This window comes from Oceanicola sp. 22II-s10i (assembly GCF_002210105.1).
In the GTDB taxonomy this organism is placed as follows: Bacteria; Pseudomonadota; Alphaproteobacteria; order Rhodobacterales; family Rhodobacteraceae; genus Pseudooceanicola.
Genome location: NZ_AQQU01000003.1, coordinates 334,909 through 350,614 on the forward strand (window position 1 = coordinate 334,909; position 15,706 = coordinate 350,614).

A 15,706-nucleotide genomic window follows, 5' to 3' on the forward strand; every position below is an offset into this window, starting at 1 on the left:
TCAGCTCTGGTATCCGGCAGTGCCGTCCGGCCTGTAGGCGGTCAGACCGGCGGGTCGGAAGAGTCCTGCAGCCTGGTCCGGAATTCGCTCGGAATGGCCGAGAAAGAGCCAGCCATCATGACTTATCGCGGCCCGGAAACGGGGCCAGAGACGCAATTGCGTGGCCTGATCGAAGTAGATCACCACGTTTCGGCAGAATATGATGTCAAACGCGGCGGCCATGGGCCAAGCTCGAATTAGATTGAGCTCCCGGAACCTGACAAGTTCGCGCACTTCTTCGCTGACGCATCGGGTGCCATCAGCGGCAGCAGGAGAGAGGAATTTCTCCTGCATGGTGACGGGAATGCCCTGCACCTGAGTAGGACCATATCGCCCGCCTTCCGCCGTGGCGAGGACGGCCGCGTCTATATCGCTTGCCAGAATGCGGAGATCAAACCGGCCAATATCCGGTGCCAGCTTCAGCAGTTCCATCGCGATCGAATAGGGTTCCTGCCCGGTCGAGCACCCCGCGGACCAGAGCCGCACACGGCCGCCTTGGCGCGCACGTGCGATAAGGGGGGGAAGTGCGGTGAGCCTGAGGATTTCGAAGTGGTGCATTTCGCGAAAGAAATGCGACACGTTCGTCGTGAGCGCGGACAGCATCTGTCTGCGTTCAGCGCCTCCGGCCTCCGAACAGACGTGCCGAACGTAGGCGTCGAAATCGGGCAGACCCAATGCCCGCAGCCTGCTGCGCAAACGGGATTGAACCATAGCCGTCTTGCCTGGTTGCAGAAGGATCCCGGCTTCCTCCTGGACAAGCTGGGCCAGGGTGGAGAACGCGCGCGGTGAAAGGGTTTCCATTCCGGCCGGTGTTGTGCCCGCGGCCATCAGGCGATCTCATCCGTCCGCGCCGGCACCACGGCCCCGAGATCGAGAACGCGGATCATGCGATCGTCGATCACCGTCAAGGCCCTGACTACCGAAGCCTGAGCGTCGGACGTCATTTCGGGTGGCGGCTTCAGGTCGTCCCGACGCATCGCGACGATGTCCGATACGGCATCCACAAGGAGACCGGTCATGACGCCATTCAGATGGACGACAATGATGACATTCCGGTCGTTCGTATCCTGCGATGGCAGGTTCAGCCGCCGCGCCAGGTCCATCACAGGCAGGACGGTTCCGCGAAGATTGATCACCCCGCGCATGTAGGCCGGAGCGTGTGGCATCGGGGTGGTCCGCGTCCACCCGCGGATTTCCCGGACGGACATGATATCCAGCGAATATTCCTGATCAGCGACCTTGAACGTAAGAAGTTCCAGATCCTTCGAGCCGGTCTTCTCAGCCATGTTCTAACCTTTCTTCCTTGGATGAACGGTCGGGCAAGCGGGCATCGACCGGCAGAGGGACGAGGCAGCCGGCAATGACATCGGCAGGGTCGAGGATCAGTGCGATCTGGCCGTCGCCCAGTATGGTTGCCGCAGCGATGCCGGGAGCACGGAAAAAGCTGTCATCGAGGCCCTTGATCACGACCTGCCGCTGATCCTCGATCCCGTCGATCACCAGCGCGGCACGGTTCCCGTCATCGAGAGAGATCAGAAGCACGATACAGCCCGTGTAGTCGGTCCGCCGCGACCGATAGCCCAGCATCGCCCCGAGATCGTAGAGTGGCACGAAGCCGCCTCGCACCCGCACGAGTTCCGCGCCGGGACGTAGCATCTGGACATCGTCGGGGCCCAGAGACAGCGTTTCAACCACAACGTTGAGAGGCAGAACCATGGTTTCACCTGCGACGTCGACGACCATGCCGTCAAGCACCGCGAGTGTCAGCGGAAGGCTGATGGTAAATGTCGTCCCCTGGCCGCTTTCGCTCTGGATCGAAATGCGTCCGCCGAGCTGCTGAATTGCTGTGCGCACGACATCCATTCCGACGCCCCGGCCGGACAGGTTGGACACGCTTTCCGCGGTCGAAAAGCCCGGTAGAAACAGAAGGTTGTCGATCTCGGTGTCCGACAGAGATGCTTCGGGGGGGATCAGTCCCTTGGTCCGGGCGATCTGCAGGACGCGCGGGCGGTTGATCCCGCCGCCGTCATCGGACAGTTCGATGATGACGCGCCCGGACCTGTGTGCGGCGCTCAGTCTTACAGTGCCTTCCGCGGACTTGCCTGCGGACACGCGGTCGGCACCGGGTTCAAGACCGTGGTCCACCGCATTGCGGATCATGTGGGTCAGCGGATCGGCCAGCCGTTCGATCACGGTCTTGTCTACCTCGGTGGCCTCACCGTCGGTCACCAGCCGTACCTCCTTGCCAACGGCGGCAGAGGCCTCGCGGACAATTCGGGACATGCGCTGGAACAGGGATTTCACAGGCTGTGCCCGGATCATCATCACGCTGTCCTGGATATCGCGGGTGAGGCGCTGGAACTCTTCCAGCCCGTTCATCGCGTCTGAATGGGGGGACAGACCCGCCGAGACCAGTGACTGCGCCAGCATCGCCTGATTGATGACCAGTTCGCCGACAAGGTTCACCAGCCGTTCGATCCGTTCCAGATCCACGCGGACGACCGACCTGGCCGGTGGTTCGGCGGCACGTCGAGCCGGGGGAGGTGCGGGCATGTCCTGTGGTGCGGTATCCGGTTGCGGCAGAGTGACCCCGGCCGGTGCGTTTACATCCGCGGCGGGCGGACGTTCCGCAGTGGATGCAGTGTTGTCGTCGTACAAGGCGAGAGAAACTTCGAGATCGCACAGGCCGTCGACGAATTCGAACACCTCGCGAATTTCCGCCTCGCTGACATCCGCGTCCAGGGCGATGGTCCAGGCGAGATGGGGCGTTTCCGGCGAAAGTTCGAGCAGCAGGGGCAGGGCGCCGACGTCGCAGGTGACATCAGCCGTACCCAGCCGGGCCAGATTGCGCAGCAGGATCTGTGGTTCATTCCCGGTTTCATAGAGTTCGGCGCGGGGCTGAAAGCGGATGGACCAGCGGGTGGACGGCGCGGACCCCGCGTCGAATGGGGCGTCAAGGTCCCCGAGATCGATGCCAATTCCGAGTGGTGTGAATTCCACCTGCGCCGATGCTTCATCGGTCTCCGCCGGAGTGCCCAGCATGGCATCAAGTTCTGCCAGCAGGGCGTCGCCGGCGTCTTGCGGCACCGTCAGCCCGTCACGGCTGGCGCGGACGAGGTCGGACAAGTGATCCGCCGCGCGGAAAAAGAGTTTGACGTTCTCATGGTCCGGGGTCAGCCCGTTCGACCGCACCTCGTCCAGAACGGTTTCGTATCTGTGCGCGAAGCGGACGAGATGTTCCAGCCCGAAGGCCCCGGCGCCCCCCTTGATCGAATGCACCGCCCGAAAGACAACATTGATCGTTTCTGAATCGCCGACCCCGTCATCGAGGCTGCCGAGACCGTCCTGCAGCGCCTCGAGCAGCTCCTCGCATTCGACGAAGAATGAGGCGCGGATGTCGGCCATCGGGTCGTTCTGATCGCTCATCCCGGCCCCCTATCCTGTCACCATGTGCAGGGCCTTGACCAGCTTGCCCGGATCGAACGGCTTGACGATCCAGCCTGTGGCACCCGCGTTTCGGGCCCGCATCTTGAGGTCCGCGGCGCTTTCCGTGGTCAAGACGAGGATTGGCGTGGCGCGATGATCCTCTTGCGCGCGAACGGCGTCGATGAAGCCAAAGCCGTCCATGCGGGGCATGTTGATGTCGGTGATGATGACATCCGGAGCGAGTCCCGACAGCACGTCGAGCCCGTCAAGCCCGTCTTCGGCCACGTGGACTGAGAAGCCGTTCGGCACGAGCGCCAGGCGGATCATGTCGCGCATCGTGCGGCTGTCGTCGACGGCAAGGACGGTCAGGGTCATTCCGCACCCCCTGACAGGCGGTCGGGAGTGAAACCGAGCGATGCGAGTTGTTCCGTCAGCCGGTCGGAGGCATTCACCAGCGCGAAATCGTGTCCCGCGTGGCGCACCGTCCGCGCGGCCGACAGCAGCACCTGCAGGCAGAGCGCGCCAAGGTGGGTCACGTCGGAACCGTCGAGCGTCATGTTGGCGCCCAGACGTCCCCGCAGAGCCTGCGCCAGCGGTTCGGCGGCGGGCAGGTCGAGGCGGGCAGGGAGGCGATAGCTGTCAGACATCGCCACCCGCCTGCGGCGCGGATGAATCGAGAGGCATGGCCAGTTCCCAGCAGGTTGTCAGGTCTGGCCGTTTGTAGGGGCGGGGATGTTAAGGCGGGGTTACGGTGGCCCCGATTTCGCGGGGCCTCGTGCCGGGATCAGCCGGCCAGTGCCCTGTTCAGGTTCTCGTCTACCTTTTCGAGGAAACCCATCGTGGTCAGCCAGCGCTGGTCCGGGCCGACAAGCAGAGCGAGGTCCTTGGTCATGTCACCCGATTCCACAGTATCGACGACCACCTTTTCCAGCGTGGCCGCGAAATGGCCGAGCGCCTCGTTCCCGTCCAGCTTGGCGCGGTGCTTCAGCCCGCCGGTCCAGGCGTAGATCGAGGCGATGGAGTTGGTCGAGGTCGCCTTGCCCTCCTGATGCTGGCGGTAGTGCCGGGTCACGGTGCCATGCGCGGCCTCGCTCTCGACGATCTTGCCGTCGGGCGTCATCAGGATCGAGGTCATCAGCCCGAGCGAGCCAAAGCCCTGCGCCACCGTGTCGGACTGCACGTCGCCGTCGTAGTTCTTGCAGGCCCAGACATAGCCGCCCGACCACTTGAGCGAGGAGGCGACCATGTCGTCGATCAGCCGGTGTTCATACCAGATCTTTTTCGCCTCGAACTGGTCCTTGAACTCGGCCTCGAAGACCTCGGCGAAGATGTCCTTGAACCGTCCGTCATAGGCCTTGAGGATGGTGTTCTTGGTCGAAAGATACAGCGGCCAGCCGAGGTTCAGCGCATAGTTCATCGACGCGCGGGCGAAGTCGTAGATCGAGGCGTCGAGGTTGTACATGCCCATGTAGACGCCCGAGGACGGTGCGGCGAACACTTCTTCCTCGATCACCGTGCCGTCGTCGCCCACGAACTTCATCGACAGCTTGCCGGGGCCGGGGAACTTCATGTCCGTCGCCTTGTACTGGTCGCCATAGGCGTGACGGCCGACGACGATGGGCTTGGTCCAGCCGGGGACCAGCCGGGGCACGTTGCGGCAGATGATCGGCTGGCGGAAGATCACGCCGCCGAGGATGTTGCGGATCGTGCCGTTGGGGCTTTTCCACATTTTCTTGAGGCCGAATTCCTCGACCCGCGCCTCGTCCGGGGTGATCGTCGCGCATTTGACGGCGACGCCCACCTCTTTCGTTTTCTCGGCGGCGTCGATGGTGATCTGGTCGTTCGTCCGGTCGCGCTCCTCCATCCCGAGGTCGTAGTAGAGCAGGTCGATGTCGAGATAGGGCAGGATCAGCTTCTGCTTGATGAAATCCCACATAATGCGGGTCATCTCGTCGCCGTCCATTTCGACGATGGGGTTCACTACCTTGATGCGGGACATGGGGTGCTCCTTCGGTCCGGGGGTGCGGCGACCCTCGCAGCTACCTGTTACGGAACCGCGAAAAGGAAAGCGCCGGCCCTAGGGCCGGCGCTCTGGTTCGTTCAGCCGATGATCGCGTTCAGCGTCGCGCTCGGCCGCATGACCGAGGCCAGCTTGGCGTCGTCGGTGTGGTAGTAGCCGCCGATGTCGGCCGCCTTGCCCTGAGCGGCGGCCAGTTCGCCGGTGATCTTCGCCTCGCCATCGGCCAGCGCCTTGGCGATCGGGGCGAATTCGTCGGCCAGTGCCTTGTCGTCGGACTGCGCGGCCAGCGCTTCGGCCCAGTAGCGGGCGAACCAGTAGTGGCTGTCGCGGTTGTCCGGCTCGCCCACCTTGCGCGAGGGGCTGCGGTCATGGTCGAGGATGCCCTGCGTGGCGTCGTCCACCGCGCGGCCCAGAACGCGGGCCTTCTCGTTGCCCTTGGCGTCGGCGAGGAAGGTGAAGCTTTCACCGAGCGCACAGAACTCACCCAGCGAATCCCAGCGGAGGTGGTTTTCCTCCTGCAGCTGCTGGACGTGCTTGGGGGCCGAGCCGCCGGCACCAGTCTCGAACAGACCGCCGCCGTTCATCAGCTTGACGATCGACAGCATCTTGGCCGAAGTCGCCAGTTCGAGGATTGGGAACAGGTCGGTCAGGTAGTCGCGCAGCACGTTGCCGGTAATGGCGATGGTGTTCCCGCCCTTGGTGATCGTCTCGAGCGAGGCGATGGTCGCTTCGCGCGGGGCCATGATCTCGAACTTGTCGGCAACGCCCTTGGCTTCGAGGATCGGCTTGACCATCGCGATCAGCTCCGCGTCATGGCCGCGGTTCGCGTCCAGCCAGAAGATCGAGCGGTAGCCGGTCGCCTTCTGACGGTCGATGGCCAGGTTCACCCAGTCCTCGATCGGCGCCTTGCGGGCCGAGGCCGAGCGCCAGATGTCGCCCGCCTGAACCTCGTGCGAATGCAGCACGGTGCCGTCGTCGAGGATCATCTTGACGGTGCCCGCCTCGGGGATCTCGAACGTCGTCGGGTGAGAGCCGTATTCCTCGGCCTTCTGCGCCATCAGGCCGATGTTCTGCACGGTGCCGGCGGTGGCCGGGTTCAGCTTGCCGTTGGCCTTGAAGAACTCGATGGTCGCGTCATAGACCGGCGCGTAGGAATTGTCGGGGATGACGCAGACGGTGTCGTGCTGCTTGTTGTCCGGTCCCCAGCCCTTGCCGCCGTCGCGGATCAGCGCGGGCATCGAGGCGTCGATGATGACGTCGGAGGGCACGTGCAGGTTGGTGATGCCGCGGTCGGAGTTCACCATGTACATCGGCGGTCGGGACGCGGTCACGTCCTCGATGGCCTTCATGATCTCGGGCTCGTCCTTGACCCGCTCCAGCAGCGCGCCGAGGCCGCCGTTCGGGTTCACGCCGAGCGCCTTCATCTTGTCGCCATAGGTCTCGAAGACCGGCTTGAGCCATTCTTTGACCGCGTGACCGAAGATGATCGGGTCCGAGACCTTCATCATTGTGGCCTTCATGTGCAGCGAGAACAGCACGCCCTCGGCATTGGTCTTTTCGATTTCCTCGGCGAGGAAGGCATCGAGCGCGGCGGCGCTCATGTAGGTCGCGTCGACCACGGTGCCGGCGGGGTACTTCACGCCGTCCTTCAGCACCTTTTCACCGCCTGCGGTTTCCAGGACGATCTTGGCGGTCGCGGCCTTGTCCAGCGTTGCGGACACTTCGTTCGAGAAGAAGTCGCCGCCCGACATGGAGGCCACGCGGGTCTTGCTGTCCTTGGTCCACTCGCCCATCCGGTGCGGGTTGTTCTGGGCGAATTTCTTGACGGCTGCCGCCGCGCGGCGGTCGGAGTTGCCTTCGCGCAGGACGGGGTTCACCGCGGAACCCTTGATCGTGTCGTACTTGGCGCGGACGGCCTTTTCCTCGTCCGTCTTCGGCTCGTAGGGATAGTCGGGCAGGGCGTATCCCTGCGACTGGAGCTCCTTCACCGCCGCGACCAGCTGCGGTTCCGAGGCCGAGATGTTCGGCAGCTTGATCACGTTCGCCTCGGGCGTGGTCACCAGCTTGCCCAGTTCGGCAAGGTCGTCGGTGATTTTCTGATCCGCCGTCAGGCTTTCGGGGAAGGTGGCCAGGATACGGCCCGCCAGCGAGATGTCCTTGGTCCCGACCGTGATCCCCGCAGCCGCAGCGAACCGCCGGATGATCGGCAGAAGCGACGCGCTGGCGAGTTCGGGGGCTTCGTCGACCTTGGTGTAGATAATGTCGGGGGTGTCGGCCATCTGTGATCCCTTTCGATCAGGTTGCGGACAAATGCGTCGATCCCGTCCGTCCGATCTGATCGGCCGGGCCGGAATCGCGTTCGGCGCCTCAATAGCTCATCGGAAGGCATCGCGGAAGCCGTGTATGCAATTGCATACACAAATGCCGCAGCGCCGCTCAGATTTCGCTCACGCGCTCCAGCTTCCGCATTTTCAGCACGGTCGGCAAGGCAATCGACGTAAAGACCAGCGCCCCAAGGTAGAGCGGCAGGGGGCTGCCGTCGAAAGTCTGGGCAATCAGTGCCGCGACCACCCCGGCGAAGACGGTCGAGATCGCGCCGATGACGCTGGCCGCCGTGCCCGCGATATGGCCGAGTGGCTCCATCGCCAGTGCGTTCAGGTTCCCGACGGTCAGGCCCATCTGGTAGAACACGGTGCCCTGCCACACGAGGAAGACCCAGAATTCCGCATCGCCCGCGATGCCGCTCAGCCGGACCAGCACCATGAGCACGGCGAGGACGGCCGAGACCGACAGCGTCGCGGTCACGATGGCGCGCATGCCGTATTTCATGACGAACCGCGCGTTCACCATCGACGAGGTCGCGCAGACCACGCCGATCACGAAGAACCAGAAGGGGAAGCTGTCGCCCCGGCCAAAGGCCTGTTCGAACACCGGCTGGATCAGGCTGATCGAGGTGAAGAGCGTACCGAACACCAGCGACTGCGCGATGATCGACAGACGCACCATCGGGATCGCCGCCATCTCGCGCATCGCCTCGACGATCTGGCGGGCGCGGAAAGGGCGGCGTTCCCCGGACGGCAGCGGCTCGGGCAGGCGCAGGGCCAGCCACGCGACCGACAGGACCGAGAAGATGACATAGGCGGCAAAGATCGCCCGCCATCCGGCCAGCGCGATGATGCCCGACCCGATCAGCGGTGCGATGGCGGGAAAGACCGTAAAGACGATCATGACGAAGGACAGCAGCCGCGCCATTTCGCGCCCGGAATGGAAGTCGCGGATGATCGCCAGCGACACGACACGCGGGGCGGCGGCCCCGATACCCTGGCACAGTCGTGCGGCGACCATCAGCTCCATCGACGGCGCGGCCCAGGCCAGCGCGGACCCGAAGATGTAGAGCGCGGCGCCCGCGAAAATCACCGGGCGGCGGCCGAAGGCATCCGACAACGGCCCCACGAACAGCGTCCCGGTTCCCATCCCGATGATGAAGGCCGACAGGATCAGCTGTGCGCTGTTGGGGTTGTCCGGCACCAGTTCGCTGCCGATCTGGGGCAGGGCGGGCAGCATGGAGTCGATGGAAAAGGCAACGGTGGCCACCATCATCGCCATCAGGGCGACGAATTCGATACGGGACATACGGGCTGGCAAGGGAGTCTCCGGCTGGATCGCGACAGCGCTAACACATGGCTTTGCCGCAGGCCAAGGCTGCGGGGCCGGAATATATGCGATTATCATGCATACCCGGTTTGCCAGTGCCGGGCAGCTAGAAGGCGGTTGTCAGTCCTCGGCCGCCGCGCTCTCCATGATCTCGTCGATCACCTTGATCCACAGATCGGGCGGCTGTGCACCCGGCACCGCATGGCGCTGGCCGACGACAAAGGTCGGTACGGCGTTCACACCCATCTCGCGCGAATGCGTGTCGCGGTCGCGGATCATCTGCTCGTCCGCGTCCGAGGCCAGCAGCTTGCGGATCACCGACGCGTCGAGCCCCGCCGCATCCGCGACATCCGCTAGCACGTCGTGATCGCTGATGTCGCGCCCCTCTCGGAAGTTCGCTGCGAACAGTGCGTCGACCACCGCGCCCTGCTTGCCCTCGATCCCGGCCCAATGGATCAGGCGGTGCGCGTCGAGCGTGTTGGGCGTGCGTGTGATCGCGTCGAAATCCGCCTCGACGCCGATCTCCCGCGCGTGTTTCGCGATCCCGGCATAGGCCGCGTCCGCGCGGTCCCCGAACTTGGCCCTGAGGTAGGCTTTGCGGTCCATCCCCTCGCGCGGCATGTCGGGGTTCAGCTGGAACGGGTGCCATTCGATGACGAAGGGATGCCCCGGCCGTTCGGCCAGCGCGCGGTCCAGCTGGGTCTTGCCGATGTAGCACCACGGGCAGATCGGGTCGGAAATGATGTCGAGCTTGACGGGTTTCATGCCGCGCCCTCCTGTGCGGATTTCCAGAGCGGGCCGAGGTCGCGCCGCTTCAGCTTGCCGTTCGGGTTGCGCGGCATCTCGGCCACGTGCAGGAACCCGCGCGGCTGCTTGTAGCGTGCCAGCCGTTCGCCCGCGATCTTGAGAAGTTCTTTTTCGTCAAGGCGTTCCGGTCCGGTGTAAAAGGCCCAGATCAGCCGGGCGTCTTCCTTGACCTCGACATCGGTCACGCCGATCTCGGTGATCCCCGGAATGCCCGCCAGCGCCGCCTCGACCTCCAGCGGGGACACGCGGTAGCCGCCCGCGTTCATCATGTCGTCGGCGCGGCCGGAGTAGGCGATCTGCCCGTCCTCGTCCATCGTGCCGAGGTCACCGGTCAGGAACCATTCGCCCCGCATCCGCGCCTGCGTCTCCTCGGGCGCGTTCAGGTAACCGATCATCAGTCCCAGATCGCGCTTGGATATCGCGATGATCCCGGCTTGTCCGAGTGGAACCGGCTCACCCTCATCAGAGACCAGCGCCACGCGCCGTCCCTCCTGCGGTGCGCCGAGGCAGCCGGGCTTCGACGGGCGCGCGGGGCTGCCGGAGATGAAGGTGGAGCATTCGGACATGCCGAACGCCTCGTAAAGCTCTGTTCCGGCGTGCTTTCTCCAGTCGTCACGGATGTGATCCGACACCTTTTCGCCCGCCGTCAGACCGTGCCGGAGTTTGGGCAGATCGATCTTTTCGTGATGGCTCATGATCTTGCGGTAAACACCCGGTGCCGCTGCGAAAATCGTCGCCTCGTGGCGTTTGAGAAGCAGCGGCAGCGCTTCCGGCGCGACGCCCGCCTCGGGGATCAGCGCAGTCGCACCGACGGACCATGGGTCCATCAGCCCGGTGCCGAGCGTGTAGGTCCAGTTGAACGCCCCGGCGTGCATCAGCCGGTCCTCGCCGGTCAGGCCGTACCAGCCCGTGTGCATCATCTGCCGGGCCCAGATCGCACGGTGCGCATGTGCCACCGCGCGCGCGTTGCCCGAGGTGCCGGAGGTGTAGACGATGTAGCCCATCCGGTCGGGATCGCCCATGTGGTAGGCCGCTGGCGGCAGATCGCGGAAGCCCGCCAGCCGCGCCTCGTCGATCATCTCGACGCCGTCGGCCTCGGGACAGGCGATGCCCGTGCCGCGGAACACGGCGCGCGGTTTGAGATCGGCGATGATCTTGGCCACCTCGCGCTCGGTCAGTTGCGACGAGGTCGGAACCGGCACCAGCCCCGCGGCGATCGCACCGAGATAGGCGATCGGGAACTCGACGGTATTGCCGAGGCGCATCAGGACGATGTCGCCGGGCGTCAGCCCGAGCTCCAGCAGGCCCGTGGCGGTCCCCAGGACCGCCGCCTTCATCCGCGCGTAGCTCCAGCGTTCGGCGCCGGACAGGCCCACGACCGCGAGCGCGATCTTGTCGGGCAGGGCATCGGCATGCGCCAGCACATGGGCGGCCATGTTGAAGGGCGAGGGGCAGGGCGCGAAGGCGCCTTTATCGTAGAGCGACAGCATGGAAACCTTGCTATGCCGCACCGCTGAGCGTTGCAAGAGGGGCACCGTTGCCAGCACGCGGTCGCCCCCCTATAGCAGGGGCATGGAGCGGCACGACCCAAGGGCGATTATCCGCATCTCTCGCGAGAGCGGCACGGACGAGATGGCAGAGCCGCTCGACCTCGGCCAACGCGTGCGCGACCTGCGCAAGGAACGCGACTGGACGCTGGAACAGGCGGCGAAGAAGGCCGGTCTGGCGCGCTCGACGCTGTCCAAGATCGAGAACGGGCAGATGTCGCCCACCTACGACGCGCTCAAGAAGCTGGCCACCGGCCTCGGAATCCCCGTGCCGCAGCTCTTCACGCCGCCGCAGCGGGCGCAGGTGACGGGGCGGATGGCGGTGACGCAGTCGGGGCAGGGTGCCGCCCATGCGACGGCCACCTACGAACACGAATTGCTGGCCGAAACGCTGACCCGCAAGCAGATGCTGCCCTACCGGGCCCGCATCCGCGCGCGCGGGATGGAGGAATTCGACGGCTGGGTCCGCCACGACGGCGAGGAATTCCTCTATGTGCTGACCGGGATCGTCCGCCTCTACACCGAGTTCTATGAACCGGTGGAGATGCGGCGCGGTGACAGCGCCTATTACGACGCCAGCATGGGCCACAACGTGATCTCGGTCAGCGAGGAGGACGCGACGATCCTCTGGGTCACTTCGCTGAGCTGACGGCGCTCAGCTCGTGCGTCCGACCGGCGGCTCGGCCTCGGCATCGTCGCCGAACGCACGGTCGTCGTCATAGACGTCCTCGCCCTCGGGGATGTGCCGCGCACTGGCCGCGATGTTGAGGTTGTCGTTTATGTCGTTCATCCGGACGTCCGCCGGGATCCCGCCCGTGCGCCATTCGGAGACCTCTTCGGCCACCTCGTCATAGTCGCGGCCCGTGGCCTGCGAGATGTAGCCGATCAGCGCCTCGCGCGAGCCGTCGAGCTGGAGGACATCATCCTCCTCGGCCTCGGGCCAAGTGTCGAGGATCGAAGGCACGAGCGCGCGCCATTCCCTGCGGATTGCTTTCCAGTCCATGAGCGTTCCTTTCCTGCGTCCTACATGCAACGCGGGAGGTCGCCATTGGTTCAGTCGCGGAACAACCGCGGCAGGACGGCGACGGAAAGGCCCACGCCGATGAGCTGCATCAGTATAAACATCGGCGCGTGTCCCGGATAGATGCCGGCGAAGGTGTCGGAGAAACTGCGCGCCACCGTCACCGCCGGATTGGCGAAGCTGGTCGAGGCGGTGAACCAGTAGGCCCCGGTGATGTAGAGCCCGACCAGCGCCGGAACGCTCTCCGGCCGCGCCTTCAGCCCGCCGACGATGGTGAACAGCAGCCCGAATGTCGCCACGATTTCCGCCGCCCACTGGGCGACGCCGGTGCGGTGCGTGGTTTCGGACAGCTGCAGCACCGGCAGGTCGAACATCACGTGGCTGATCCAGACCCCGACGATCCCGCCCGCCACCTGGGCGGCCACGTATTTCACCGCAAGTCCGCCCGGTATCTCCTTGCGCAGGAAGAAGAACAGCGTCACCGCCGGGTTGAAGTGCGCGCCCGAGATCGGGCCCAGCGTGGTGATGATGACATAGAGCATCGCCCCGGTCGCCACCGCATTCGCCAAGAGCGCGATCCCGATGTTTCCGCCCGCCAGCGTCTCGGCCATGATGCCCGAGCCGACGACGCCGATCAGCAGGAACGCCGTGCCGATGACCTCGGCCCAGAATGCGCGGGTCATGCGCGTCCGATCCGGTCCAGCGTGGCCTTCAGCGTGCCGGGCTCCATCGTCTCGACGGGGAACTTCAGCAGCGCCTCGGCCCGTGCGCGCAGCTTGTCATAGGCCGCGCGGAAGCCGTCTTCCCAGTCGTCCTCGGGCAGGGCGGCCGGATCCTCGACACCCCAGTGCGTCCTCACCGGCGCACCCGGCCAGACCGGACAGGTCTCGCCGGCGGCCGAGCCGCAGACGGTGATGACCATGTCCATCTCCGGCGCGTCACGGCCAGCGAACTCGTCCCAGCTCTTGGACCGCGCGTCGGAGGTGTCGTGATCCATCTCCTCCAGCAGCTTGAGCGACTGCGGATGCACGGCGCCCGCTGGTTTCGACCCTGCGGAATAGGCCTGCACCCGGCCGCCGCCGAGGTCGTTAAGGATGGCTTCCAGAAGGATGGAACGGGCCGAGTTGCCCGTGCACAGGACGAGGATGTTCATGCGCGCTCCGCTACGCCTCGGATGTAACGATTCCGTGACAGATTACGCGCTACTCTGCAGACCACCAGACCTCGGGCAGGAAATAAACCGAGTCGCCGTAAATCGGGATCCGTTCCGGATGCTTCAGCCTGGCCTCGTGGGCGATCCGCGCCACGTCGTAGCGGTAGATCGGGATCACGTAGCGGCCTGCAGTCAGCAACCGGTCCAGCGCCCGGACGGCGGCGGTAAAGCCCTCGGGGCTCTTGGCATCCAGCATCGCGTCGATCATCGTGTCGATGGCCGGGCTCTTGACCCCCATCAGGTTGCGCGATCCCCTCTGATCGGCTGCCTCGGACCCCCAGTAGAGCCTTTGCTCGTTCCCCGGCGACAGCGAGAAGGAGCGGCGGATGAAGGTCATGTCGAAGTCGAAATCGGTCTGGCGCAGGTTGTACTGCGCGTTGTCCACGGCGACGATGTTCGCCCGGATACCCAGCCGTTCCAGCGCCTTGACGTAGATATCCATGATCGAGGCGTATTCCGTCGCCCCCTGCTGCAACAGCACCTCGATGACGAAGGGCGCACCCTCGGGCGTCATCATCACGCCGTTCTCGACGCGGAACCCGGCCTCGGTCAGCAGGTCCAGCGCCGTCCGGATCCCCGCACGGTTCCGCGCACTCCCGTCGCCGACGGGCAGGGCATAGCCCGACAGTGCCTCGGGCGGGATCCCGTCCGCATGCGGCTCCAGCAGCGCCTTCACCTCACCCTCGGCCGGCCCTTCCCGCATCCCCAGGTCCGAACCCGAGAAATAGGAGGTGATCCGCGGCATCCGACCGCCGGTCATCGTGTCGTTGATGAACTCGAAGTTGAACGCATGCAGCAGCGCGTCCCGCACCCGGATGTCGTCTAACGGCGCGCGGCGGGTGTTCATGACGAAGCCGGTGATCCCGGACGGCTTGCCGTCGCCGAACTCCTCCTTGACCACGCGGCCCTCCTGCACGGCGGGAAAGTCGTAGTCGCGCGCCCATTTCTCGGCGTTGAACTCGCGCAGGTAGGACAGCTCGCCGCCCTTGAACCCCTCGAACAACACGCCCGCGTCGCCGTAGAACTCGATCCGGATCTCGCCGAAGTTCGCGACCCCCTGGCGGATCGGCAGGTCGCGGCCCCAGTAATCCGGGTTCCGCTTCAGCACCACGTTGCGGGAGGGCACGAAGCTTTCGATCACGTAGGGCGCACTGCCGATCGGCGCCTCCCCGATGGTGGCGTCCGAGAAATCCTTGCCCGCCCACTGGTCCTTCTTCAGGATAGGCCGCAGACCGGCCAGCAGTGCCAGTTCGCGGTCCACGTCGCGGAAGGTTATCCGCAGCGACCGCTCACCGGTCTGTTCGATCCGTTCGACCCGCGTCCAGAACCCGAGGTAGCGCGCATGCCCCTGCGTCCCCAGCGTCTCGAAGGACCAGATCACATCTTCGACAGTGACCGGCGATCCGTCCGAGAACCGCGCCTCGGGCCGCAGCGTGAACTCCACCCAGGACCGGTCCTCCGGCACTTCGACCGATTCGGCCAGCAGACCGTAGAGCGTGAAGGATTCGTCCTGCGACCGGTAGAGCAGCGTCTCATGCGTCAGGTAGGCCAGCTGCCACGGCGGGGTGCCTTTCTGGATGAACGGATTGACGCTGTCGAACCCGCCGGTATTGCCGGTCACCACGCGCCCGCCCTTGGGCGCTTCGGGGTTGACATAGGGCAGGGACACAAAATCCGGTGGCAGGGCCGGATCCCCATACATAGCTATGCCATGACGCGACTCGGCACTGGCCGCCACGGCCCCCAGCAACCCGAGGAAAACCCCGCAAGCCAGCCTGCACGCGCAGAAAAAATCGTGTCGCATAATCTGAACAATCCCGCTCTGCCCTTGTTTTGTTGGCGATCAACGTATCCGGGGAAATCGGCCTTCGCAAACTTTGTGCTTTGACTGCGGCGCAGGAATGCTTATAAAGGGTGCACTGCTCGATAGGTTTCTTGCCTGTATGAAACCTGCCTCAATAACTGAACGCCGGCCTTGT

General features: G+C 65.0%; 15 protein-coding genes. 1 reads left to right on the forward strand and 14 read right to left on the reverse strand.

Going from position 1 to position 15,706, the window contains the following annotated elements; translation table 11 throughout:
- The 10 genes from ATO6_RS11575 to ATO6_RS11620 all read right to left on the reverse strand — a co-directional run bounded on the left by ATO6_RS11575 (window position 1) and on the right by ATO6_RS11620 (window position 11,436).
- A complete protein-coding gene (locus ATO6_RS11575; RefSeq protein ID WP_088624157.1) occupies window positions 1-867 on the reverse strand; it encodes a protein-glutamate O-methyltransferase CheR in 867 nt (288 codons plus the stop codon).
- The gene (locus ATO6_RS11580) at window positions 867-1,325 is read right to left on the reverse strand and encodes a chemotaxis protein CheW (RefSeq protein WP_088624158.1); all 459 of its coding nucleotides are present in this window, start codon (window positions 1,323-1,325) and stop codon (window positions 867-869) included. The genes ATO6_RS11575 and ATO6_RS11580 overlap by 1 nt, the downstream gene beginning before the upstream one ends.
- Complete coding sequence (locus ATO6_RS11585) at window positions 1,318-3,465, reverse strand: chemotaxis protein CheA (protein WP_088624159.1); 2,148 nt, start codon at window positions 3,463-3,465, stop codon at window positions 1,318-1,320. The genes ATO6_RS11580 and ATO6_RS11585 overlap by 8 nt, the downstream gene beginning before the upstream one ends.
- 9 nt (window positions 3,466-3,474) lie before the next feature.
- The gene (locus tag ATO6_RS11590) at window positions 3,475-3,840 is read right to left on the reverse strand and encodes a response regulator (protein ID WP_088624160.1); all 366 of its coding nucleotides are present in this window, start codon (window positions 3,838-3,840) and stop codon (window positions 3,475-3,477) included.
- Window positions 3,837-4,112, reverse strand: coding sequence for an STAS domain-containing protein (locus ATO6_RS11595; RefSeq protein ID WP_088624161.1), 276 nt, complete (start codon window positions 4,110-4,112; stop codon window positions 3,837-3,839). The genes ATO6_RS11590 and ATO6_RS11595 overlap by 4 nt, the downstream gene beginning before the upstream one ends.
- Window positions 4,113-4,249: 137 nt before the next feature.
- Window positions 4,250-5,464, reverse strand: a complete 1,215-nt coding sequence (locus tag ATO6_RS11600) for an NADP-dependent isocitrate dehydrogenase (RefSeq protein WP_088624162.1) — start codon at window positions 5,462-5,464, stop codon at window positions 4,250-4,252.
- A 101-nt stretch (window positions 5,465-5,565) separates the two neighbouring features.
- On the reverse strand, window positions 5,566-7,764 hold the full coding sequence (locus ATO6_RS11605; RefSeq protein WP_088624163.1) for an NADP-dependent isocitrate dehydrogenase: 2,199 nt from the start codon (window positions 7,762-7,764) through the stop codon (window positions 5,566-5,568).
- A 157-nt stretch (window positions 7,765-7,921) separates the two neighbouring features.
- The gene (locus tag ATO6_RS11610) at window positions 7,922-9,130 is read right to left on the reverse strand and encodes a multidrug effflux MFS transporter (RefSeq protein WP_254919128.1); all 1,209 of its coding nucleotides are present in this window, start codon (window positions 9,128-9,130) and stop codon (window positions 7,922-7,924) included.
- 129 nt (window positions 9,131-9,259) lie between these two features.
- A complete protein-coding gene (locus ATO6_RS11615) occupies window positions 9,260-9,904 on the reverse strand; it encodes a DsbA family oxidoreductase (RefSeq protein ID WP_088624165.1) in 645 nt (214 codons plus the stop codon).
- A complete protein-coding gene (locus tag ATO6_RS11620; protein WP_088624166.1) occupies window positions 9,901-11,436 on the reverse strand; it encodes a class I adenylate-forming enzyme family protein in 1,536 nt (511 codons plus the stop codon). The genes ATO6_RS11615 and ATO6_RS11620 overlap by 4 nt, the downstream gene beginning before the upstream one ends.
- 82 nt (window positions 11,437-11,518) lie before the next feature.
- Between ATO6_RS11620 and ATO6_RS11625 the strand changes: the two genes are divergently transcribed.
- Entirely contained in the window at window positions 11,519-12,142 is a 624-nt protein-coding gene (locus ATO6_RS11625; protein WP_088624167.1) for a helix-turn-helix domain-containing protein, read from the forward strand.
- Between the two features lie 6 nt (window positions 12,143-12,148).
- Here ATO6_RS11625 and ATO6_RS11630 read toward each other — a convergent pair whose 3' ends face one another.
- From ATO6_RS11630 to ATO6_RS11645, 4 genes are read right to left on the reverse strand one after another with little or no spacing between them, the layout of a single operon-like run.
- Window positions 12,149-12,496, reverse strand: coding sequence for a hypothetical protein (locus ATO6_RS11630; RefSeq protein ID WP_088624168.1), 348 nt, complete (start codon window positions 12,494-12,496; stop codon window positions 12,149-12,151).
- Window positions 12,497-12,546: 50 nt separating this feature from the next.
- Window positions 12,547-13,197, reverse strand: a complete 651-nt coding sequence (locus ATO6_RS11635) for an MIP/aquaporin family protein (RefSeq protein WP_088624169.1) — start codon at window positions 13,195-13,197, stop codon at window positions 12,547-12,549.
- On the reverse strand, window positions 13,194-13,667 hold the full coding sequence (locus ATO6_RS11640) for an arsenate reductase ArsC (RefSeq protein ID WP_088624170.1): 474 nt from the start codon (window positions 13,665-13,667) through the stop codon (window positions 13,194-13,196). The genes ATO6_RS11635 and ATO6_RS11640 overlap by 4 nt, the downstream gene beginning before the upstream one ends.
- Window positions 13,668-13,716: 49 nt before the next feature.
- Window positions 13,717-15,429, reverse strand: a complete 1,713-nt coding sequence (locus ATO6_RS11645; RefSeq protein WP_088624171.1) for an extracellular solute-binding protein — start codon at window positions 15,427-15,429, stop codon at window positions 13,717-13,719.
- Window positions 15,430-15,706 lie beyond the last annotated feature (277 nt).

Excerpts from the sequence above, each read along its gene's own strand:
- ATO6_RS11575 (WP_088624157.1), bottom strand. The coding sequence starts at position 867 with ATGGCCGCGGGCACAACACCGGCCGGAATGGAAACCCTTTCACCGCGC.
- ATO6_RS11580 (WP_088624158.1), bottom strand. The coding sequence starts at position 1,325 with ATGGCTGAGAAGACCGGCTCGAAGGATCTGGAACTTCTTACGTTCAAG.
- ATO6_RS11585 (WP_088624159.1), bottom strand. The coding sequence starts at position 3,465 with ATGAGCGATCAGAACGACCCGATGGCCGACATCCGCGCCTCATTCTTC.
- ATO6_RS11590 (WP_088624160.1), bottom strand. The coding sequence starts at position 3,840 with ATGACCCTGACCGTCCTTGCCGTCGACGACAGCCGCACGATGCGCGAC.
- ATO6_RS11595 (WP_088624161.1), bottom strand. The coding sequence starts at position 4,112 with ATGTCTGACAGCTATCGCCTCCCTGCCCGCCTCGACCTGCCCGCCGCC.
- ATO6_RS11600 (WP_088624162.1), bottom strand. The coding sequence starts at position 5,464 with ATGTCCCGCATCAAGGTAGTGAACCCCATCGTCGAAATGGACGGCGAC.
- ATO6_RS11605 (WP_088624163.1), bottom strand. The coding sequence starts at position 7,764 with ATGGCCGACACCCCCGACATTATCTACACCAAGGTCGACGAAGCCCCC.
- ATO6_RS11615 (WP_088624165.1), bottom strand. The coding sequence starts at position 9,904 with ATGAAACCCGTCAAGCTCGACATCATTTCCGACCCGATCTGCCCGTGG.
- ATO6_RS11620 (WP_088624166.1), bottom strand. The coding sequence starts at position 11,436 with ATGCTGTCGCTCTACGATAAAGGCGCCTTCGCGCCCTGCCCCTCGCCC.
- ATO6_RS11625 (WP_088624167.1), top strand. The coding sequence starts at position 11,519 with ATGGAGCGGCACGACCCAAGGGCGATTATCCGCATCTCTCGCGAGAGC.
- ATO6_RS11630 (WP_088624168.1), bottom strand. The coding sequence starts at position 12,496 with ATGGACTGGAAAGCAATCCGCAGGGAATGGCGCGCGCTCGTGCCTTCG.
- ATO6_RS11635 (WP_088624169.1), bottom strand. The coding sequence starts at position 13,197 with ATGACCCGCGCATTCTGGGCCGAGGTCATCGGCACGGCGTTCCTGCTG.
- ATO6_RS11640 (WP_088624170.1), bottom strand. The coding sequence starts at position 13,667 with ATGAACATCCTCGTCCTGTGCACGGGCAACTCGGCCCGTTCCATCCTT.
- ATO6_RS11645 (WP_088624171.1), bottom strand. The coding sequence starts at position 15,429 with ATGTATGGGGATCCGGCCCTGCCACCGGATTTTGTGTCCCTGCCCTAT.